Consider the following 20456-nt stretch of genomic DNA (forward strand, 5'->3'; position numbering starts at 1 on the left):
ACTTCGTTTCATCACGGGTGATGGCGTGCCTTTTGTAGAATGAACCGGCGAGTTACGTTCCCGTGCAAGGTTAAGGTGAGAAGCCGTAGCCGCAGCGAAAGCGAGTCTGAATAGGGCGACGAAGTACGTGGGCGTAGACCCGAAACCGTGTGATCTACCCCTGTCCAGGGTGAAGGTGCGGTAACACGCACTGGAGGCCCGAACCCACGAACGTTGAAAAGTTCGGGGATGAGGTGGGGGTAGCGGAGAAATTCCAATCGAACTCGGAGATAGCTGGTTCTCCCCGAAATAGCTTTAGGGCTAGCCTCGGTGGTACAGTCGTGGAGGTAGAGCACTGATTGGGTGCGGGGCCCGCAAGGGTTACCAAGCTCAGTCAAACTCCGAATGCCATAGACTGATTAACCGGGAGTCAGACAGTGAGTGCTAAGATCCATTGTCAAAAGGGAAACAGCCCAGACCATCAGCTAAGGTCCCCAAGTGTGTGTTAAGTGGGAAAGGATGTGGAGTTGCACAGACAACCAGGATGTTGGCTTAGAAGCAGCCACCATTTAAAGAGTGCGTAATAGCTCACTGGTCGAGTGACTCTGCGCCGAAAATGTAACGGGGCTAAACACACCACCGAAGCTATGGCTTGATGCAATGCATCAGGGGTAGGGGAGCGTTGTATGTGGGTAGAAGGTGTACCGTAAGGAGCGCTGGACAGCATACAAGTGAGAATGCCGGTATGAGTAACGAAAAGATCAGTGAGAATCTGATCCGCCGAAAGCCTAAGGGTTCCTGAGGAAGGTTCGTCCGCTCAGGGTAAGTCGGGACCTAAGGCGAGGCCGACAGGCGTAGTCGAAGGACAACAGGTGGAAATTCCTGTACCACCGTAAACCGCTATGAGCGATGGGGTGACGCAGCAGGGTAGTGACGCGGACTGATGGATGTCCGTCCAAGCAGTGAGAGGGTAGCATAGGCAAATCCGTGCTACATAACCTTGGGCTGTGATGGGGAGCGAAAATTGCAGTAGCGAAGGTCATGATCTCACACTGCCAAGAAAAGCCTCTAGCCAGGTGAAGGTGCCCGTACCGTAAACCGACACAGGTAGGCGAGAAGAGAATTCTAAGGCGCGCGGAAGAACTCTCGTTAAGGAACTCGGCAAAATGACCCCGTAACTTCGGGAGAAGGGGTGCCTCGGTAGGGTGAATAGCCCGAGGGGGCCGCAGTGAAAAGGCCCAAGCGACTGTTTAGCAAAAACACAGGTCTGTGCGAAGCCGTAAGGCGAAGTATACGGGCTGACGCCTGCCCGGTGCTGGAAGGTTAAGGGGAGTGGTTAGGGGTAACCCGAAGCTATGAACTGAAGCCCCAGTAAACGGCGGCCGTAACTATAACGGTCCTAAGGTAGCGAAATTCCTTGTCAGGTAAATTCTGACCCGCACGAATGGCGTAACGACTTGGGCGCTGTCTCAACGAGAGATCCGGTGAAATTTTAATACCTGTGAAGATGCAGGTTACCCGCGACAAGACGGAAAGACCCCATGGAGCTTTACTGCAGCTTGATATTGGACTTTGATACGATTTGTACAGGATAGGTGGGAGCCTAGGAAGAGGGAGCGCAAGCTTCCTTGGAGGCGCCGTTGGGATACCACCCTGATCGTATCGGAGTTCTAACCTGGTGCCCTGATCGGGCATGGGGACAGTGTCAGGTGGGCAGTTTGACTGGGGCGGTCGCCTCCTAAAGAGTAACGGAGGCGCCCCAAGGTTCCCTCAGAATGGTTGGAAATCATTCGAAGAGTGCAAAGGCAAAAGGGAGCTTGACTGCGAGACTGACAAGTCGAGCAGGGACGAAAGTCGGGCTTAGTGATCCGGTGGTACCGCATGGAAGGGCCATCGCTCAACGGATAAAAGCTACCCTGGGGATAACAGGCTTATCTCCCCCAAGAGTCCACATCGACGGGGAGGTTTGGCACCTCGATGTCGGCTCATCGCATCCTGGGGCTGAAGTAGGTCCCAAGGGTTGGGCTGTTCGCCCATTAAAGCGGTACGCGAGCTGGGTTCAGAACGTCGTGAGACAGTTCGGTCCCTATCTGTCGTGGGCGTAGGAAATTTGAGAGGAGCTGTCCTTAGTACGAGAGGACCGGGATGGACGCACCGCTGGTGCACCAGTTGTTCCGCCAGGAGCATAGCTGGGTAGCTAAGTGCGGAAGGGATAAGCGCTGAAAGCATCTAAGCGTGAAGCCCCCCTCAAGATGAGATTTCCCAATTTAGTAAGACCCCTTGAAGACGACGAGGTAGATAGGCTGGGGGTGGAAGTGCAGCAATGCATGGAGCTGACCAGTACTAATCGGTCGAGGGCTTATCCAAAATGGACCCACCAAAGTGAAGAGAAGCTGACGAAGCGAACTCCGAATACTTTGGCGGGGACCCGAAAGATACCCCAAAAAGTGAAGCGGAGGCTTCGGAGAGTACTACCTAGGTACTTTTCGGGGATCCCGGGAAACCGAGTAAGGGCTAATTCACACTTGATTGTTTCGTATCCAGTTTTCAGGTGATCAAACATCTGAACCGATTTTAAGCTGCAAGTCCTTTCTAAGGTCTGATATTTTACTGAAGCGAAAGACGCGGAAGTAAAGCAGCGCAAAAATCATGTTTGGTGGCGATGGCGGAGGGGTTCCACACGTACCCATCCCGAACACGACCGTTAAGCCCTCCAGCGCCGATGGTACTTGGACCGCAGGGTCCTGGGAGAGTAGGACGCCGCCAAGCAAACCCTTTAAGGGTGTACATATAATAGCGAGGCCCGTTGGTCAAGGGGTTAAGACACCTCCCTTTCACGGAGGTAACAGGGGTTCGAATCCCCTACGGGTCACCATTACTTCTCTTGGAACCGTGGTGTAGAGGCCTAACATGCCTGCCTGTCACGCAGGAGATCGCGGGTTCGAATCCCGTCGGTTCCGCCATTTATTTAAAAATGGCAGTAATAATTGAATATGCGGTCGTGGCGGAATTGGCAGACGCGCACGGTTCAGGTCCGTGTGGGCTAACCCCCGTGGAGGTTCGAGTCCTCTCGACCGCATACTTAATTTTCGGGATGTAGCTCAGCTTGGTAGAGCACCTGGTTTGGGACCAGGGGGTCGCATGTTCGAATCGTGTCATCCCGACCATTATAATGCGGGTGTAGTTCAATGGTAGAACTCCAGCCTTCCAAGCTGGTAGCGTGGGTTCGATTCCCATCACCCGCTCCAAATTAGAAATTAACTGAAGCCCTTGTACTGCAAGGGTTTTTTGCTGCCCAAAAACGGATTAATAATAAAACAATGTTTCTTAATGGGACAAAAATGGGGAAAACTTTTCTTCCTGGAGACGGATTGACTTATATCCGCAAAATTCTACATAGTTTGGTCAGTCAACAAACTAAGTTTTATGTTATAATGACTCAAGAATCGTCTGTAAAATATTTCTTTTTGAAAACGGTTACACCCATGTGAGAGGGATGGCGGCTCAGATCAACCCAAGACTGTACAGCTCAATTTAAGCGATTCAACGACTCAACGTAACCAAAGGCACACCGAAGGCAACACAAGGCAACACAAGGTAACTCAAGGTAACTCAAGGTAACTCCAGGATGTACAACTCAATCATTGGGAGGGTAAATGAAGATGAAAAAGACGTCAGGCGCATTTGATTCCGGCTATTATCGTAATGTTTTTAAGGAGATCGGTTTCTCAGAAGAGGAAATTGCAGCCCGGGTGGAGGACACCTGGACGAAGCTGTTTGAAGGCCCTGAGGAAACCCGGATTTACTATGAAGCAGGCGATGACATGGGGTATCTGGTGGATACGGGGAATCTCGATGTCCGCACGGAAGGAATGTCTTACGGCATGATGATGGCGGTCCAACTGGATCGTAAAGAGGTGTTCGACCGGATTTGGAAGTGGACGTATACTTATATGTTCATGACGGAAGGAGAAAATGCTGGCTATTTCGCCTGGTCCTGCAACCTTGACGGCTCGCGGCGTTCCAATGGCCCTGCGCCGGATGGCGAAGAGTATTTTGCGTTAGCTCTGCTGTTTGCCTCACACCGATGGGGGGACGGCTCGGCGCCGTTTGATTACGGCAAGCAGGCACGCGACCTGCTCCGGACTTGCCTGCACAAAGGGGAGGACGGAATCGGACAGCCGATGTGGAATCCGGATAATAAGCTGATCAAATTTATTCCGAACTGTGATTTTTCTGATCCTTCTTATCATCTACCGCATTTCTATGAGCTGTTTGCTTTGTGGGCCTATCCTGAGGACCGTCCGTTCTGGAAGGAAGCCGCCGCGGCGAGCCGGGCTTATCTTCATACAGCCTGCCACCCGGTTACCGGCCTGGCGCCCGAGTATGCTTATTATGACGGAACTCCAAATGATACGAAGGGGTACGGAAAATTTTTCAGCGATGCTTACCGGGTGGCGGCCAATATTGGCCTCGATTACGAGTGGTTCCGTGCGGATGAATGGCAGGTGGAGGAAGCGGACCGCATTCAGGCTTTTTTTGCGGACATTGAGCCGGAGGACTACCGGAGATACACCCTAGACGGGGAGCCTTTGGAGGAAAAATCGCTGCACCCGGTAGGCCTGCTGGCCACCAATGCGATAGCTTCTCTGGCAGCAGCCGGCCCGCATGCTGCAGACGCTGCAAAATTGCTGTGGAACACACCCGTGCGTACCGGCAGCCGCAGATATTATGACAACTGTCTTTATATGTTTGCCATTTTGGCTTTAAGCGGACGTTATCGGATCATTAAACCTTCAGATGCAGAGTTAGATGTAGATTCAGGAGCTTCGAAATAAAGGCCGAGCGGGTGCCGCCAAGGGACTTGGCAATTTTTAGAGCGCATGACGGCTTGACGACCTGTGAAGATCATTCGATGGAAGGAGGGGCATGGATGTATAAGGTGATTTTGGTGGAGGACGAAATTTTTGCCAGACAGGGGCTGCGAAATCTGATTGACTGGAACAGCTGTGGTTATGAAGTCGTTGAAGAGGCCGACAACGGAGAAGAAGCACTCGGGCTGATCGAACAAATCAAACCGGAGCTGGTCATTACGGACATTCGTATGCCGGTGCTTGACGGACTGGGGTTGATTCAGACTGTAAGGGACGCGGGCGATGCCGAAACCAAGTTTATGATCATCAGCGGTTACGGTGATTTTCAATATGCTCAGAAGGCCATCAAATTTGGTGTGAAGGATTTTATACTCAAACCGATCGACGAGCAGGAGCTGTCGGATTCACTGTCACGTCTGTCCGCGGAGATCGGGAAAGAAAAGCAGAAGCGATCCGCCGGCCAAGAACAGAAAGCGCTTACCAAACTGCTTCGGGGAGAAGCTGCTCCGGAGGAGGTCGAGGAGATCGCCCGAATGGTCGCCCTGCCGACGGATCGGCATTACGGCTATCTGATTGCGGAGATGAACGATCTGGTCAATCCGCTGAAGCGGGATGCTGAAGCCAAACAGCTGAGAGCATTCCGTCATGCCATTATTGAGGAGGTCGCTGCATGGAACCCGGGGATCCAGCCTTTTCATCTGCATGAGCATCGGGTTGGCGTATACAGCTTCCCGGTATGTCTGGATCCAGCCGCTCTTCCAGTTGGACTGCGGCCTCCGGCTCTTGAGGAGATGGCGGCCCGTATAGGGGCTCGGCTGAACGTCCGTTTTGAACAGCCCATCTATCTTTATGCCGGAGATGGAGTCCAGCCTCTGGCTGCAATCAATCACTGCTATTTAACGGCTATTGAAACGATGCAGTACAAATACGCTGCCCCTGATCTCCGTACTTTAACTTACGGGCAGATGACGAAACAGCCCCTGCGTTATATAGAATTTGAAGCGGGAATCTACGCCAATCTGCTTGAGCAGATGGAGGAGGGCAATCGGGAAGCGATGCTTGAAGCGGTCGACTCTATTTTTGCAGAGATCCAGCATCGTGCCTTTGCGCCTGAAGCCGTCCACAACGTCATCGCCAGGCTCGTATTTGGCGTCATCGGCTCCATCTCAGCCATGCAGGGCGACGAGCGGGAGCTTCATTCCCTGGAAGCTGTGCTGCAGTGGCGAAATTACCCGGTGACTTTGCAGGGGCTTCAGGAACGTTTCCGTCATTTTATTGAGGAAAGTGCTGAAATGGCGGTTCGGCTGCGAAGGAATTATGTAAAGGGAGATATCATGAAGATTAAAAGCTATATCGAGCGGCACTACAACGAGGATATCAGCCTGAAAAGCATCGCCGCCCGTTTTTTCATGAACCCCGTTTATTTAGGGCAGCTATTCAAGAAAACGTTTGGGGTTTATTTCAATGACTTTCTGCTGCAAATCCGCGTGGACAATGCCAAGCGGCTACTTCGTCAGACCGAGCTGCGAGTATACGAGGTTGCGCGTCACGTTGGTTTTGACAATGCCGATTATTTTGTCTGTAAATTTGAAAAAGTAGAGGGCCGGACGCCCACCGCTTACCGGAACCAAATCTCCTCCAAATAAACGTACGGGGCCTGATTATGAAATTTAATTTTAACCATGTCCGCCTGAGAGGCAAAATGCTGATCCTTTACACGATAGCTGTGTTTATCCCGATCGTAGTGACTAATATCGTGTTCTATCAGGTGACGACACACAACGTCAAACAGCAGAAGATCAATGACATGTCGAAGGCGATGGAGCAGATCCGGAACGAATTTTTGGCCCAGATTGACGTGGCCGTAGGGATCTCTTCGATCCTTTATACGGATAACCTGCTGAATGATGCCATTGAAAAAAAATACGAAACGCCATCCGATTACATCGATTCCTATTACGCCACCATCAGTCCGACCTTGTATCGTTACTCTCCTATCTACAAAGCCATTCAGAATATTTCGATTTACACCAACAATAGTTCAGTCATCGGGGGCGGAGGTATACTTCCGATCACATCCGGTGTCCGCCAGGAACCATGGTACAGGGCCGTCATGCAGACCACTGCTTCCTCGCCCGTTGTTGTCCGGAGCATTAACTATACTTACAAAGGACCTGAAACGACTTATACGGTTGTCCGTAAGCTGAATTATTACAAGTACCAAAATCTCCGAACTAAAGTATTAAAAATCGACATCAGCCTGGATACCGTCAGCGGCCTGTTCCGAAATTCGACGCTTCAAGGCAAGCTTTATCTGGTCAACGACGCCGGTATTATCGACTATGCAACCGCTCCAGAGCTGGATTGGCAGGCCCGGGGAGTGTCGCTGAAGCAGCTCTCTATTCCTTCCCATACGATTATCTTTAAAGAAGATTTCAACAACGTTAATTATTTGCGGGGGTGGCACATTGAGGGACATTTTCCTGAAAATGAGCTGCTGAAGGATGTCTATCGTTCCCGGAACTTTGTCCTTTATCTGGCCATTCCGAATTTGCTTGTGCCGACCTTGTTTATCATCTGGTTCACCCGTTCCTTTAACAGACGGATTATTCGGATTCTGAAGCATATGAAGAAGGTCAAAAACCATCATTTCGAAACCATCAAGCACGAGCAGTATCCGGATGAAATTGGACAGCTGACCGATGAATTCAACCGGATGACCCTACAGATCCGCAAGCTGATTGATGACGTGTACATTGCAGACATTCAGCGCAAGGATTTGGAGCTCAAACGCAAGCAGGCCCAGCTTCATGCGCTGCAGAGCCAGATCAATCCACATTTCCTGTTTAATGCGCTGGAGACGATACGGATGCGGAGTTTACTCAAGAAAGAGGCGGAAACAGCTAAAATCATTCACAATATGGCGAAAATATTCCGCAAATCCTTGACTTGGGGCCGGGATCTTGTATTTGTGCGTGAGGAGCTGGAATTGATCCACTGCTTCCTTGAGATCCAGAAATACCGGTTTGGAGACAAGCTCGAATACGAGGTGGACATTGACGAAGCGGCCTACGGGTGCCTGATTCCGAAAATGACCATTTTACCGTTTGTCGAAAATGCCAGCATCCATGGTATAGAGCCGCTGAAGGAAGGCGGACGGATTACGCTGCGCATCTGGCTGGAGGACGCCAAACTGATTGCCGAAGTCAAGGACAACGGTGCAGGGATTGGACAGGACCAGCTGGCCGAAATCAGGCATTCGCTGGCCAATGAGGAAGCGATAGGTGAGCATATCGGCATCCGCAACGCTTATTATCGGCTGAAGCTCAATTATCGGGAGCAATTGTATTTCATGCTCAATAGCTCGACTGACGAAGGCACAAACGTACGGATTGAACTGCCGGACGTACAGGAAGAGGTGCTGAAGGAGGCGGTCGATTGAAGCCGTGTACGACGATTGGGGAAATAAAGGATTGAGCAAGAGACTGACTAAACAACCGAGCAAACATCTAAGGTTTTCAAAGTACAGTATAAAGTTTGTCGGGTTATCAGAATATCCCCTGTTCTTTACAATGAAAGTGCTTACAAAAAAGAATGAGCGAAAGGGGATAAAGACATTCATGGTCAGAAAGAAGCTTGCAATGTTAGGTTTAACCCTTCTAATGACGGCTTCCTTGACTGCCTGCGGCGGAGGAGGAAACAGCGGGAAGAACAACGCCTCCTCGGCAGAGCCTTCCGGAAATGCCAGTGCCTCTAACTCGGCAAGCAACACGGCTCAGGAGGATAAGACGCCGGTAACCTTTACTTATTTTAATGCCAACTCCCAGGTACCTGACATTGACTCCAACAAGACTGAAATTGGCAAGAAGCTGGAGGAGCAAACAGGTGTCAACTTTAAGCTGCAGTTCCCGGTAGGGGATGTGAACACCAAAATTGGCACGATGATTGCGAGCGGCGATTATCCGGACGTACTCGCTCCGGATACGGCGATTGACAAGATTTTGGAAGCCAAGGCTTTTATCCCGTTAAACGACCTGATCGAGCAATACGGTCCCAACATTAAAAGGGTATATGGCCCTTATTTCAACCAGATGAAGCAGGCGGACGGCAACATTTATTTCCTTCCGTTTTCCGCAGTCGTAGGCGATTACCTGCCTGCACCGACAATTGGTCAGGGAGCATTTTTTATTCAGCGCCGTGTCCTGAAAGAGTTCGGTTATCCTAAAATCAAAACACTGGATGAATATTTTGATTTAATCAAGAAATACAATGACGCACATAAAAGTGAAGGCCTCACAGGCTTTACCTCGCTTACTTACGACTGGCGGACGATGGGGATTTTTAATGCACCTATGCATCTTGCCGGCTACCCGAACGACGGGGACGTGACCGTGGATATGGCGACACATAAATCGAATGTCTATGCGGACGACGATTCCACCAAGAATTGGCTCAAGAAACTGAACGAAATCAACAACGAAGGTCTTTACGACAAGTCTTCTTTCGTCAATAACTATGACCAGTATCTGGCCAAAGTTTCATCCGGCAAAGTGCTCGGCTTCTTCGATTACGAATGGGAAGTGGACCAGGCGATTCAAAACATCCGCAAAACCGGCAATGACGACCTGGATTACATGCCTCTGCCGATCGTATTCGATCAAAATACAAAAGATCAGTATCTCGATCCTAACTCCTTTGTTGATAATCGTGGTGTAGGTATCACGACGAGCGCCAAAGATCCGGTTCGAATTATCAAGTTTTTCGATAACATGCTGAAGGAAGAGAATCAAATTATGATTCAGTGGGGCTTCAAAGGTGAAACCTACGAAGTGAACGATCAAGGCCGATTCTATCTGACTCCAGAGCAAATCGAAGCGCGCAAGGATAATGCGACTAATCAGAAGGTAGGTTTTACTTACTTTAACTACAGCTGGCCGATGTATGGTACAGCTTCTACACTTAGTGACGGCAATGCTTACGCGGTTAATAGCCAGCCAGAAGTTGCTCAGGCTTCTTTTACGGAAGGCGATCGGAATATTCTTGAAAAATACGGCGTTAGAACGTTCTCTGAGCTGTTTGCAGCTCCAGACGATCGACCTTGGTACCCTGCCTGGAGTATTTCTATCGAACAGGGTTCTCCTGCGGAAATATTTCAGCAGAAGTCCAAAGACGTTAAACTCAAATATTTCCCGAAACTTGTGCTTGCCAAACCGGATCAGTTTGATGCGATCTGGGATGAATATCTTAAGGAATTCGGCAAATTGGACGTAAAAGGTTTTGAGAGCACCATGGATGAACTGATCGCGGCCAAAATCGCCAAAGTAACGGGCGGTGCAAATTAATCCTTTAGCTCGTTTCACTTCTCATGCGGCGGCAGCAAACGAAAGAAAGGGCTTGGCTTCGGCCGGGCCCTGCCTTTCGAACTGCTAGGAGGCTTCTTGAACAGGCCCCCAGGCCAGCCGGTTTGATGAGGATGAGGCTGCAGATTAGCATGCGATCGAGGAGGAGAGAAGCCATGGATAATCAAACTGCCGCTCCAGCGGCCGGTACTCCGGCAGTGCCGAAACCTAACAACCCTAAACCTAAGGGAGCCAAACGATTCTTTAAGCTGCTCCTCAAGCAGAAGGCGCTGATTTTCATGTCCGTGCCTTTTGTCATCTGGATTTTTGTGTTCAAATATCTTCCATTATGGGGCTGGACCATCGCTTTCCAGCATTACCGGCCCAATCTCAGCATGTTTCAGCAGGAATGGGTAGGCTTGTCGCAGTTCAAATTTCTGTTCTCCGACGATGCCTTCATTCGGGTCATGCGCAATACGGTGGCTATGGCTGTCATCAAGCTGGTTCTTGGATTCGTTACCGCTATAACGCTTGCCATACTGCTTAATGAGCTGCGTATTATTTTCTTCAAACGGTTTGTCCAGACGATCAGTTACCTGCCGCATTTTATTTCCTGGGTCGTGGCGGCGAACCTGATTTCGACCGCGTTGTCTATAGACGGCGACGGAATTATCAACAAAGTGCTGGTGGGGCTGCATATTATCCATGAGCCTATAATGTGGCTTGGAATTGGCCCTTATTTCTGGGGAATTCTCGGAATTTCCGAGGTTTGGAAGGATGTCGGCTGGAATACGATCGTATACCTGGCTGCCATGACAATGATTGATCCATCGCAGTACGAAGCTGCAGAGATTGACGGAGCGAACCGATTCCAGCGAATTCTGCGGGTTACGCTTCCCGGTCTGAAGCCGGTCATTATCATTTTGCTGATCATGAACCTGGGCAACATTCTGGAAACGGGATTTGAACCACAGTATTTGATGGGCAACGGCATGAATGCGGAATACTCCGAGAACCTGGAGATCTTTGTACTGAAATACGGGATCTCAATGGGCAACTTCTCGCTCGCCACGGCAGCCGGCATGTTCAAGACGGTGGTCAGCTTTATTCTTCTGTTCTCTGCCAATGCAATGGCCAAACGAATGGGCGAGGAAAGATTGTTCTAGGAAGGGAGGAGTACGCCGATGGCTCAGACAACGTCTGTTAAAAAAGTGTATAAACGGTTTCGCTCACCAAGCGACCTTATTTTTGATACATTGAATGTCTTATTTTTGGTCGGGTTGGCAGTTATTACGCTGTACCCGTTCATCAACACGCTCGCCGTATCACTGAATGATGCGAGTGATTCCATTCGCGGCGGCATCTTCTTGTGGCCGCGCCAGTTCAGCCTGGAAAGCTATCAATACGTATTTAAAGAAGCCACGATTTTTCATGCTACATTGATTTCGATTCTGCGCACCGTGCTCGGTACGGTAATCACTGTATTTGCTTCGGCTATGGTCGCTTATACGATCAGCCGTCCGGAATTTGTCCTGCGCAAGTTCGTGACGATTATGTTCGTACTAACGATGTATCTCAACGGCGGGCTGATCCCCAACTATTTGCTGGTCCGGGATTTACATCTGATCGGCAGCTTCTGGGTCTATATCGTACCTGGTATTATTGGCGTATTTAATATGATCGTCATCCGGTCGTTTATCGAAGGGCTGCCGGAAGGGATTATCGAATCGGCCCGAATAGATGGGGCGGGGGATTTCCGTACCTTTATGCAGATCGTGCTGCCGCTGTCGCTGCCCGCGTTGGCAACCGTGGCTTTGTTCACAGGGGTTTACCAATGGAATTCCTGGTTTGATGTGTTCCTGTACAACTCTCAGGTGCCGAACCTGAGCACTTTGCAGTATGAGCTGATGCGGATGCTGGCGAACTCGAATTCCAACTCCTCGATGACCTCGTCTTCCGCTTTTGCCAACAGCAGCAATAGCAATGCCAACTTTGTGACGCCGACCTCGATCCGGGCAACGATGACGATCGTGGCCAGCGTGCCGATGATCATCGTTTACCCGTTCCTGCAGAAGTATTTTGTCAAAGGCATGACGCTTGGCGGGGTGAAAGGGTAATCGCAGTAAACACAAAAATAGCCGGCTGCCGAAGTTTCATCGGCGGCCGGCTATTTATACTTTTAAGCTTGTTGTTCTTTCAAGCTTTGCTGACGGGAGATGGCGAACAAGACCAGCCAAATCAGTAGGAAGCCCGTTAACTGGACGAGCGTAATCCGCTGATTGTAAACGATCCAGTTAATGATGACGCTGACCATCGGAAAGCTGAGCTCCGCCAAAGTAGCGATAGAAGCTTTGGTGTTCTGCAGTCCTTTATAATACAGCAGCAAGCTGAGCAGACCAGGCAGTACCGCCTGCAGAACAATATTAATGACAATACCGGCTACTGCTCCTTTGTCAGAAGGAATGTTCCAGGCGTCACCTTGGTTTAAGGTGATGATAAACAGCAGCGGCAAAGCCAGGATAAACCGGAGGGAAGTGACGGTTTCATATTCCATTTTCCCTACCATTAATCGGCCCATTACGGTTGAGCCTCCCCATAAAGCAGCGGCGCCCAAGGACAGCAGGCTTCCGACTTCAACAAATTCACTGACATGGCTGAAAGGAACATGAAGTCCAAAGGTAAGCAAATAAGTCCCGAACAAAGCCAGCAGAAACAGAGGTCCAAATCTCTTTGGAAGTGTCTCTTTCAAGAGAACTCTGGCAAGAATAATGGCAAACAGCGGCTGCAGTTTCTGAAGGAGCAGAACCGAGTTAAAGTTAACGGCTGTCGCCAAAGCCTGCGTGAACAAAATCGTAGCCAGCGCAGAGCCACCCCAAGAGATAAACAGCAGAGCCCCGATATGACGTACTTTCAGGCCTTTCATTTCAGAGCGGTGCGCCCATAGAACCGGAGCTGCGAACAGGAACAGAATGAGATGCTCCAGCAGAACGATCTGTGAGGAAGTCAGATACTTTGACAGCAGAATCCGGAAAATCGGATCGACGCCCCAGAGGGCGGCTCCCAGAACGACCAGCCAAAAGCCCGTTCTGACACCGCGTCCACTGCGGATTGGTAATGCTTGATCAATACTAGACATAATAGCCTCCTGCGGATCTTAAAAAAGGAAAACCCCCGGTCGCCGACAGGCAAACGGGGGTGATCAAATAAGCATGTATGAGCACGGAAAACAAACCATGCCAAACATGATTATAGATGATCTTCTTCCATCCGGACTTTACCGTCGGCCTTGGAATTGCACCAAGTCAGTCGCTGCCGCCAGTTTGGCAGCAGCGAGTCGCGGGCTGAGCTCTGCAAGAGAGCATCACCGCCGGTTAGGAATTTCACCTTACCCCGAAGATCCTTAATAAATTTTTGTTGTATAATAAATTGATTTAAATATACACGAAATAAAAAACGGAATATGTCAACTATATCATTGACAGGTTTAAATGCAAGCTATTTCTTAAAGTTCCCGGCCAATCCAGTCTGAAAGCTGCTGAACAGCCGTTTCGTTTCGGCGGTAGTAGGTCCATTGACCACAACGTTTGGCTTCAAGCAAACCTGCGCGCTGCAGCATAGACAAGTATTGTGAAGTTGTCGACTGCGAAAGACCAGCTTTATCCTGAATAGATCCTACGCAAATGCCACCTTTGAAATCCAAGGCTTGTAAATGGGCGGATTGGGCGGGAAAATGCTGCTCAGGATGCTTCAGCCACTGCAGCATCTGCAGCCGTGTCTCATTAGAGAGAGCTTTAAAGATTAATGTATAGTCCATAAATCCATTATATCGGTCTTTATCGATATGTCAATTCGGGTAGGCACGGAACTTTGAGGCAGTATTGTAAGCCGATTAATAAGCAGAGAAATTAATGAGAAGTAAGAAAAGAAACCCGGCATGCGCCGGGTTTCTTTTCTGCCTGATTCGAGACGATGCAGGCGCGGTATTTAAATCTTGAAGACCTGAATGGTTTTCTGCAGCTGGAACACGGCTTGGGTCATCGCTTCCGTTTCACGGGCTACATTTTCAATAGAAGATATTTGTTCATTCATGGCTGCGGACACCTGCTCGGTACCTGCGGCGGATTCCTCGGTTATGGCAGAAATATTCTGAATGGACGAGGAGATTTTATGGGATGCTTCCAGCATCGATTCGCTTTCCTCACTAAAGACGGCGATTTGTTGAGAAATATAAGCAACACTGTCGACAATCTGGGCAAAAATTTGTTCGGCTTCGTGGATCATTTCATTTTGCATCCGCACGATTTCTTCATTGGTATGTATATTAACGGTTGCCTGTTTGACATCTTGCTCGATGCTCTTCACCAGCTCAAATACTTTCTGGGTCGACGTAGTGGATTCTTCGGCCAGCTTTCGAACCTCTTGGGCGACAACAGCAAATCCTCGGCCGTGTTCGCCGGCCCGGGCGGCTTCAATGGAAGCGTTAAGCGACAGCAGGTTGGTTTGTTCGGCAAGCTCGGAAATGGTTTTGGTAATCAAAGTAATGCCTTTGGCATTTTTCGATAATTTTTCGATCGACTGCGCAACATGACTCGTAGCCTCCACATTTCGTTTCATGCCTTCCGCCTGCTTTTCGACGGACTGGCGCCCGGCTTCAACAAGCTGGAGGGTATGAGAGGAACGCTGGTTCATCTCCCGGGTAGAGGTGGTATAGTTGCCAACTTTAGCTTCGATAGACTGAATGGATTCCATCATATCGCCGACATCTTCGGAGATTTGGCTGGCACCAACTGCCAGTTCACTGGAGGACTTCGCGACCTGGTTCATTACCGTCTTCAGTTCCTGATGTTTATCGGACAATCCATTGCTGGTATCCATGACCTGACGTGAAATGGCTGTAACATCGCCGAGCAGCTTCTTGAGCTTGTCCGTCATGCTGTTAAAGGTTCTGCTGACATCACCCATTGTGCCAGATTCCGGGACAGTTGCAGTAAAATCGCCTTTAGCAATACGTGCTGTAACATTGGCGATATTGTCAAACGTCGAGGAAAGCGTTTTCTCAAATAACCGTGATAATGGATAGGTTAGTGCGGACAGCACGACAACCAGGATAATGCCAAGCAGCCAGTGCCCCGTAAAAATCAGCGCAAGTAGAAAAGGAACAGAGAAAAGAACAGCGACAGCAAAGAAACCGGTTACAATTTTCTGTGACATGGATAGCTTCTGGAACCAGGACATAGAACGAAGAACCCCCTTATAAAGATAGATATATTTTCCTATATTATACACTCGCGTGTTCCTTTGGTCTATGCTATTTAAACGCTGATAAAGAATGAAAGAGATGGTAAAGAGACTGAAACAGAGCTTGTTTTTCTGAAAAATGCATTGACTTTTGAATTAAAAAGAGTTTTAATATTTCGTGTGCGAAATGTTAAAGAAGCTAAATATTCGGGAAGGAAAGGAATATGTGTTTGGAACAAGGTAGCCAACTTCACGAGCTGGTTCAAGGATTTCGTGAATTAAAGAGAACCTTTCACCAGGTCGTATCTAAACAAGCCGAGAAGATGGGCATCACGGGCATCCAGTTTTACGTGTTGGCCGCACTTCGAGAGCAGCCCGAAATGAGCATGTCCGATTTAGCCGAGCGGGTCCATTTGGGGAACAGCACGCTAAGCGGCGTCATTGACCGTATGGAGAAAGCTGGTTATGTGGAACGTAAGCGTTCCGAGCTGGACCGCAGGACGGTCACTTTGCATTTGACGGATAAAGGAAGGGAGATTGAGAGACAAACCAACCTTTTGTATCAGAAGGCAATGGGCAGGATCAGCGAGATTCCACAGGAAGAGATTACCCAATTAATAAGAACGTTTCGTTCTATTATAAATTTATTTGAAACAGAGAAAGAAGGAGAATAGAACACAATGAACGCAACACAACCTAGTGGAGCTTCGGTTCCGGTACTGAAGAAGGGGCCCATTGTTGCTGCGATTCTGATTGCAGCTTTTGTGGCATTATTGAACCAAACCTTGATGAACGTAGCTTTACCTCAAATGATGGGCGATCTTGGAGTGGGTGCAACTACCATCCAATGGCTTACTACCGGCTTTATGCTGGTAAACGGTGTTCTCGTTCCTTTGAGTGCTTATTTGGTACAGAGATTTACAACAAGACAACTGTTCTTAACGGCAACCATATTATTCTCAATAGGTACACTGATATGTGCCTTAGGCAGTGACTTCTCGATGGTCATGATCGGCCGTGTTGTTCAGGCTCTTGGCGCCGGTATTCTGCTGCCGCTGATGAACGTGATTTTCTTGACGATTTTCCCGATTGAGAAACGCGGTCAAGCGATGGGAATGATGGGCGTAGCGATGATCTTTGCGCCTGCTATTGGACCTACTTTGTCCGGTTGGATTATTGAACATCATTCCTGGCACGTCCTTTTCTGGATTATCCTTCCACTCGGAGTGATCTCGATCATTTTGGGTCTGTTATTCATGAAAAATGTTTTGCCAAACTCCAAAGCTAAACTGGAATATTTGTCCGTTATTCTTTCTACGTTGGGCTTTGGCGGCATTTTGTACGGCTTTAGTGAAGCCGGCAGCAATGGCTGGGATTCCGCTGAAGTTATTGTAAGCATCGTCGTAGGTGCTGTATCTTTGATCCTGTTTGTATGGCGCCAGTTTGTGGCTGAGAAGCCGCTGCTGGAAGTGCGTGTCTTCAAATACAACATGTATTCCTTGACTACAGTGATTAACGTTATCGTAACGATGGCGATGTATGCAGGCATGATTCTCCTGCCGATTTACCTGCAGACGATCCGCGGTTTCTCACCGCTGGAATCCGGTTTGCTGCTCCTGCCAGGCTCGATTTTGATGGGGATTATGTCCCCGATCACCGGTATTATTTTCGATAAAATTGGTGCGAGATGGCTGGTTGTTATCGGTCTGATCATTACCGCGATTACAACTTATGAATTCAGTGATTTGACGGCTAACACGACTTATGGACATCTGATCTTTGTTTATACCGCCCGTATGTTCGGTATGTCCATGATCATGATGCCAGTACAAACGGCGGGTCTGAATCAGTTGCCAGCCAAGATGAATGCGCACGGTGCGGCTATGTCCAACACGCTGCGAACCATTGCGGGTGCGCTGGGTACAGCCTTCCTGGTAACGATTATGAATAGCAGAGCCACAGATCGCGGAACTGAGTTGATCAAAGCCAGCGGCTTGAACCCTCAGGATGCAGCTAATGCTGATGCTATTAACAAGCTGACTCAAGATGCAACGATCTACGGTATCGACCAGGCATTTATTGTAGCTACCTGGATTACGGTCGCTGCTCTGGTGCTTGCATTCTTCATTAAGAGAGTTAATGTTAACAAGGAATCGACGCCGCTTGAAACAAAAACGGTAGCAGCGCCTTCCAAAGGCTAAACGGAATAACAGAAAGATTAAATGGATTTAACAAAACAAACAGCCGGCACAGGATTTCTCCTGGCCGGCTGTTTGTTTTTGCTTGTTCATAGAATAAATGCAGGATTCAAAGGATTGTAGGAATTATAAGAATTAGTTGCCTGTCTCTGCTTCCAGATAACGTTTAATAAATTCCAGCGTTTTGTCTGACAGTTCGGTGCCGCCGCGGATACCCGCGATCATGTCGGTTTTGCCCAGCGCCAGGTTGGCGGAGAGAGGACTTCCCGACAGGTCAATGCCGTAAATATGCGAGGAGGTATCTTCTTCGGTCTTCTGCTCCAAAGCGGCTTCGCCGGTGAGCAGCGGCTTTAATTCTTCGTTCGCGTAGTCATCAAGATCTTGCAGGGCTCCGCCTTGAGCGAGCCAGGCGAACGTCGATTTGTCCATGATATAGAGATCCGGTTTCTCGGTCATAACTTCGATTTGTGCTTTCTGCTGCAAGGCCATTCCCATTTGTCCGGTATCCGGATTATCCAAAGGAAGATAACTCACATGGGCGGATACTCTTTTCCAGTCCGGGAAGGGAGCGAGTATGGATTGCTCTAAAGCTTCGTTGGCTTTACTGTCGTCCGGCAACATGAAATTACCGATAAACATGATCGAGAGATCGATCGGAGGAAGACTCGCCAGTCTTTCCTGTTCTTGCCTATGATTGACGTAAGTCGTTATACCGAAGATGATAACGATGACCGCAAGAAGTGACAACCAGATTTTAGTTCGGTGCAGCCGGAGGAAATCATCCGTTTTCTCAGCGGTCCCGGCCCATCTTCCCCACTTGCGGAATCGCTCCTGCCGTTTCTGTTCAATGACCTTGTTATCTTCGAAGGTGATGATGGAGCGGTAAGCCCGGTTAATCGCCTCGAAGTCTTCCTCCGGTTCGCCTCCTTCCTGGGTTCGACTGCGGGAACGGGCCCTTCGCACATACAGATCATATTTCTTGTTCACTTCTTCCCTGGTAGCTCCTTCTTCGAGCCCGAGGGTTTCGTAGGCCTTTCTCAACTCATCCATGTTTCTGCTCTCCTCTGTCTAATAAAAAATGGCGGTAGGATTATTATAATAGCTGTTATTTTTAAATGAAAACCCATTCCTGCGGCTTCAAATAATCGCTTTTAGCTATTTACCATTTAGTCTCCTAGTATTATCATAAACAATTGAGAATGCGTTTACAAATAACTTTGGGAGAGGGTTGGACATGAGCATACTGGAGAACCGCACTAAAGTTCTATTTATTGGAGACAGTGTAACAGATTGCGGCAGAAACTATGGCGATCCGGCCAGCCTTGGTTCAGGATATGCCTTTATTGCTGCGGCAGAATTTGGACGGCTCTATCCGGAGAAACAGGTTACATTTGTCAACAAAGGCATCAGCGGCAACCGTGTCATAGATTTGGAAGGACGTTGGGAAAAGGACTGCCTTCAGCTTAAGCCGGATTATGTGTCCATCCTGATTGGAATCAATGATACTTGGCGGCGTTACGATCAGAATGATCCGACTTCCTTGGAAAGTTATAAGGAGGGATATCGCCGTCTGATCGAAAAGACGCTGGAACAGGGTGTGAAGAAGCTCATTATCATGGAGCCGTTTGTTGTTCCTGTAATTGAAGAGCAGCAGGGCTGGTATGAGGATCTTAATCCAAAAATTCAGGCTGCACGTACGCTGGCGAAGGAATTCGGAGCTCTGTATGTACCGCTTGACGGGCTGTTTAATGCGGCAAGCGCCCAAACAGGAGCGGCTTACTGGGCGGAAGACGGTGTCCATCCTTCCGTGGCCGGGCATGGTTTAATCGCCGATGCATGGCTGAGAACAGTAGGAGCCAAATAATCCTTATGATCGGGTGAAAAAAGGGCTGAAAAGTCAAATGACTCTTCTAGCCCCAAGGTACATGCCATCCCAATATCCCGAATCGAGGTCGCTGATTTGTACGCCTGGATCCCCATACGTGTGGATGAAGCTGCCGTTACCGATATAGATGCCGACATGCCCGGCAATTTTATCGTTCTGGAAACGTCCGGGAACCGTGAAGAAAACGAGGTCACCCGGCTGAAGCTCCGATTTCTTAACCGGAGTGCCGGTATTGGCCTGATCCTTGGCCACCCTTGGAATCTGGATGTTGAACTTGGCAAATACATGCTGCGTAAAGGACGAGCAGTCGAAGGTGCCGGTGTCCTCATAATCGTCAGAACCAAAAACGTATTTAGTTCCCATAAACGTTTTGGCGAAAGAGATCAGTTGATTGACGTCCACATTGCTCTGGATATGGAAGCGCGGTGTTCTTCCGGGAATGACGCGGTCATCCGCAAGCCGGCCCGGAAACGGGGCGAAGATAATTTGCTGTTTAGGACCGTTCCATCCGATCTGGGTGCCGAGCAAATCACTCATAGCGTTTCGCGTAAAATATAAATCGCCGTTTCTGGCTTCCGGAGCATGGCTTAAAATAACGGGGTGATTCATCGACATGGCCTCTGCCTGGCCGGCCTTTGCCCGGTAGAGGACATCGGTGAACCCGACCAGATATTCGTCGCCGCGCTGAACTACATTTAATCCAAGCTGCTTGGCGGCGAGGGACAGCGGGATTTGCTTAAGCGTCGTGCTGCTGTCGTGATACCCCTGCTTATTATCGAAAGAAAGGGTTCTGGGACTGCTGCCTTTATCGGAGGACGTTTTGTTTCCTGGATTTGAATGGCTGCAGGAAGTGGCTGAAATGGCAAACAGCGCAGCGAGTGCTGCGGTGGATATCTTTTTGAAGGAAAAGGGTAATGTCATGATGGTGCACTCCATTTCTGGT

Annotated in this window: 14 protein-coding genes, 5 tRNA genes, 2 rRNA genes and 1 riboswitch; of the genes, 16 read left to right on the plus strand and 5 right to left on the minus strand. The window is 49.2% G+C overall.

Translation table 11 applies throughout. From position 1 onward, the window contains the following. The 13 genes from CBE73_RS00005 (at nt 1) to CBE73_RS00065 (ending at nt 12309) form a co-directional block, all read left to right on the plus strand. A 23S ribosomal RNA gene (locus CBE73_RS00005) occupies nt 1-2346 on the plus strand. 285 nt (nt 2347-2631) lie between these two features. Next, nucleotides 2632-2748 (plus strand): 5S ribosomal RNA (rrf, locus tag CBE73_RS00010). 31 nt (nt 2749-2779) lie between these two features. After that, nucleotides 2780-2854 (plus strand) — tRNA-Glu (locus tag CBE73_RS00015). 11 nt (nt 2855-2865) lie between these two features. Beyond that, nucleotides 2866-2942: transfer RNA gene (locus CBE73_RS00020), tRNA-Asp, on the plus strand. 32 nt (nt 2943-2974) lie between these two features. Continuing rightward, nucleotides 2975-3058, plus strand: a tRNA-Leu gene (locus CBE73_RS00025). An 11-nt stretch (nt 3059-3069) separates the two neighbouring features. After that, nucleotides 3070-3146: transfer RNA gene (locus tag CBE73_RS00030), tRNA-Pro, on the plus strand. Nucleotides 3147-3153: 7 nt separating this feature from the next. Further along, a tRNA-Gly gene (locus CBE73_RS00035) sits at nt 3154-3227 on the plus strand. A 414-nt stretch (nt 3228-3641) separates the two neighbouring features. Further along, entirely contained in the window at nt 3642-4817 is a 1176-nt protein-coding gene (locus CBE73_RS00040) for a family 8 glycosyl hydrolase (RefSeq protein ID WP_174704623.1), read from the plus strand. 95 nt (nt 4818-4912) lie between these two features. Beyond that, nucleotides 4913-6499 (plus strand): response regulator transcription factor, encoded by a 1587-nt coding sequence (locus tag CBE73_RS00045; protein ID WP_174704624.1) that lies wholly within the window; start codon nt 4913-4915, stop codon nt 6497-6499. A gap of 17 nt (nt 6500-6516) precedes the next feature. Beyond that, the gene (locus CBE73_RS00050; protein ID WP_094092438.1) at nt 6517-8295 is read left to right on the plus strand and encodes a cache domain-containing sensor histidine kinase; all 1779 of its coding nucleotides are present in this window, start codon (nt 6517-6519) and stop codon (nt 8293-8295) included. 178 nt (nt 8296-8473) lie between these two features. After that, entirely contained in the window at nt 8474-10195 is a 1722-nt protein-coding gene (locus CBE73_RS00055) for an ABC transporter substrate-binding protein (RefSeq protein ID WP_094092439.1), read from the plus strand. A gap of 173 nt (nt 10196-10368) precedes the next feature. Then, nucleotides 10369-11358: an ABC transporter permease gene (locus CBE73_RS00060; protein WP_094092440.1), complete on the plus strand. Its 990-nt coding sequence runs from the start codon at nt 10369-10371 to the stop codon at nt 11356-11358. An 18-nt stretch (nt 11359-11376) separates the two neighbouring features. After that, entirely contained in the window at nt 11377-12309 is a 933-nt protein-coding gene (locus tag CBE73_RS00065; RefSeq protein ID WP_094092441.1) for a carbohydrate ABC transporter permease, read from the plus strand. Between the two features lie 62 nt (nt 12310-12371). On the opposite strand, the gene CBE73_RS00070 is transcribed toward CBE73_RS00065, so the two are convergent. The 3 genes from CBE73_RS00070 to CBE73_RS00080 form a co-directional block, all read right to left on the minus strand. Continuing rightward, nucleotides 12372-13328 (minus strand): DMT family transporter, encoded by a 957-nt coding sequence (locus CBE73_RS00070; protein WP_094092442.1) that lies wholly within the window; start codon nt 13326-13328, stop codon nt 12372-12374. 115 nt (nt 13329-13443) lie between these two features. Next, nucleotides 13444-13594, minus strand: a riboswitch (FMN riboswitch). Between the two features lie 100 nt (nt 13595-13694). Continuing rightward, nucleotides 13695-14006 carry an ArsR/SmtB family transcription factor gene (locus CBE73_RS00075; RefSeq protein ID WP_094092443.1) on the minus strand — a complete coding sequence of 104 codons (312 nt, stop codon included), beginning with the start codon at nt 14004-14006 and terminating at the stop codon, nt 13695-13697. Nucleotides 14007-14176: 170 nt separating this feature from the next. Further along, nucleotides 14177-15427 (minus strand): methyl-accepting chemotaxis protein, encoded by a 1251-nt coding sequence (locus tag CBE73_RS00080; protein ID WP_094092444.1) that lies wholly within the window; start codon nt 15425-15427, stop codon nt 14177-14179. 233 nt (nt 15428-15660) lie between these two features. On the opposite strand from CBE73_RS00080, the gene CBE73_RS00085 reads away from it, so the two are divergent. Both CBE73_RS00085 and CBE73_RS00090 read left to right on the plus strand, forming a co-directional pair. After that, nucleotides 15661-16104 (plus strand): MarR family winged helix-turn-helix transcriptional regulator, encoded by a 444-nt coding sequence (locus CBE73_RS00085; protein ID WP_174704625.1) that lies wholly within the window; start codon nt 15661-15663, stop codon nt 16102-16104. Between the two features lie 6 nt (nt 16105-16110). Further along, nucleotides 16111-17631 carry a DHA2 family efflux MFS transporter permease subunit gene (locus CBE73_RS00090; protein ID WP_094092446.1) on the plus strand — a complete coding sequence of 507 codons (1521 nt, stop codon included), beginning with the start codon at nt 16111-16113 and terminating at the stop codon, nt 17629-17631. A gap of 132 nt (nt 17632-17763) precedes the next feature. On the opposite strand, the gene CBE73_RS00095 is transcribed toward CBE73_RS00090, so the two are convergent. Further along, nucleotides 17764-18678, minus strand: coding sequence for an extracellular solute-binding protein (locus CBE73_RS00095; protein ID WP_094092447.1), 915 nt, complete (start codon nt 18676-18678; stop codon nt 17764-17766). A 184-nt stretch (nt 18679-18862) separates the two neighbouring features. Between CBE73_RS00095 and CBE73_RS00100 the strand changes: the two genes are divergently transcribed. Then, nucleotides 18863-19492 carry an SGNH/GDSL hydrolase family protein gene (locus tag CBE73_RS00100; RefSeq protein ID WP_094092448.1) on the plus strand — a complete coding sequence of 210 codons (630 nt, stop codon included), beginning with the start codon at nt 18863-18865 and terminating at the stop codon, nt 19490-19492. 33 nt (nt 19493-19525) lie between these two features. Here CBE73_RS00100 and CBE73_RS00105 read toward each other — a convergent pair whose 3' ends face one another. After that, nucleotides 19526-20434 carry a C40 family peptidase gene (locus CBE73_RS00105; protein ID WP_157739335.1) on the minus strand — a complete coding sequence of 303 codons (909 nt, stop codon included), beginning with the start codon at nt 20432-20434 and terminating at the stop codon, nt 19526-19528. Nucleotides 20435-20456 lie beyond the last annotated feature (22 nt).

It is taken from the genome of Paenibacillus physcomitrellae (assembly GCF_002240225.1).
GTDB lineage: Bacteria > Bacillota > Bacilli > Paenibacillales > Paenibacillaceae > Fontibacillus > Fontibacillus physcomitrellae.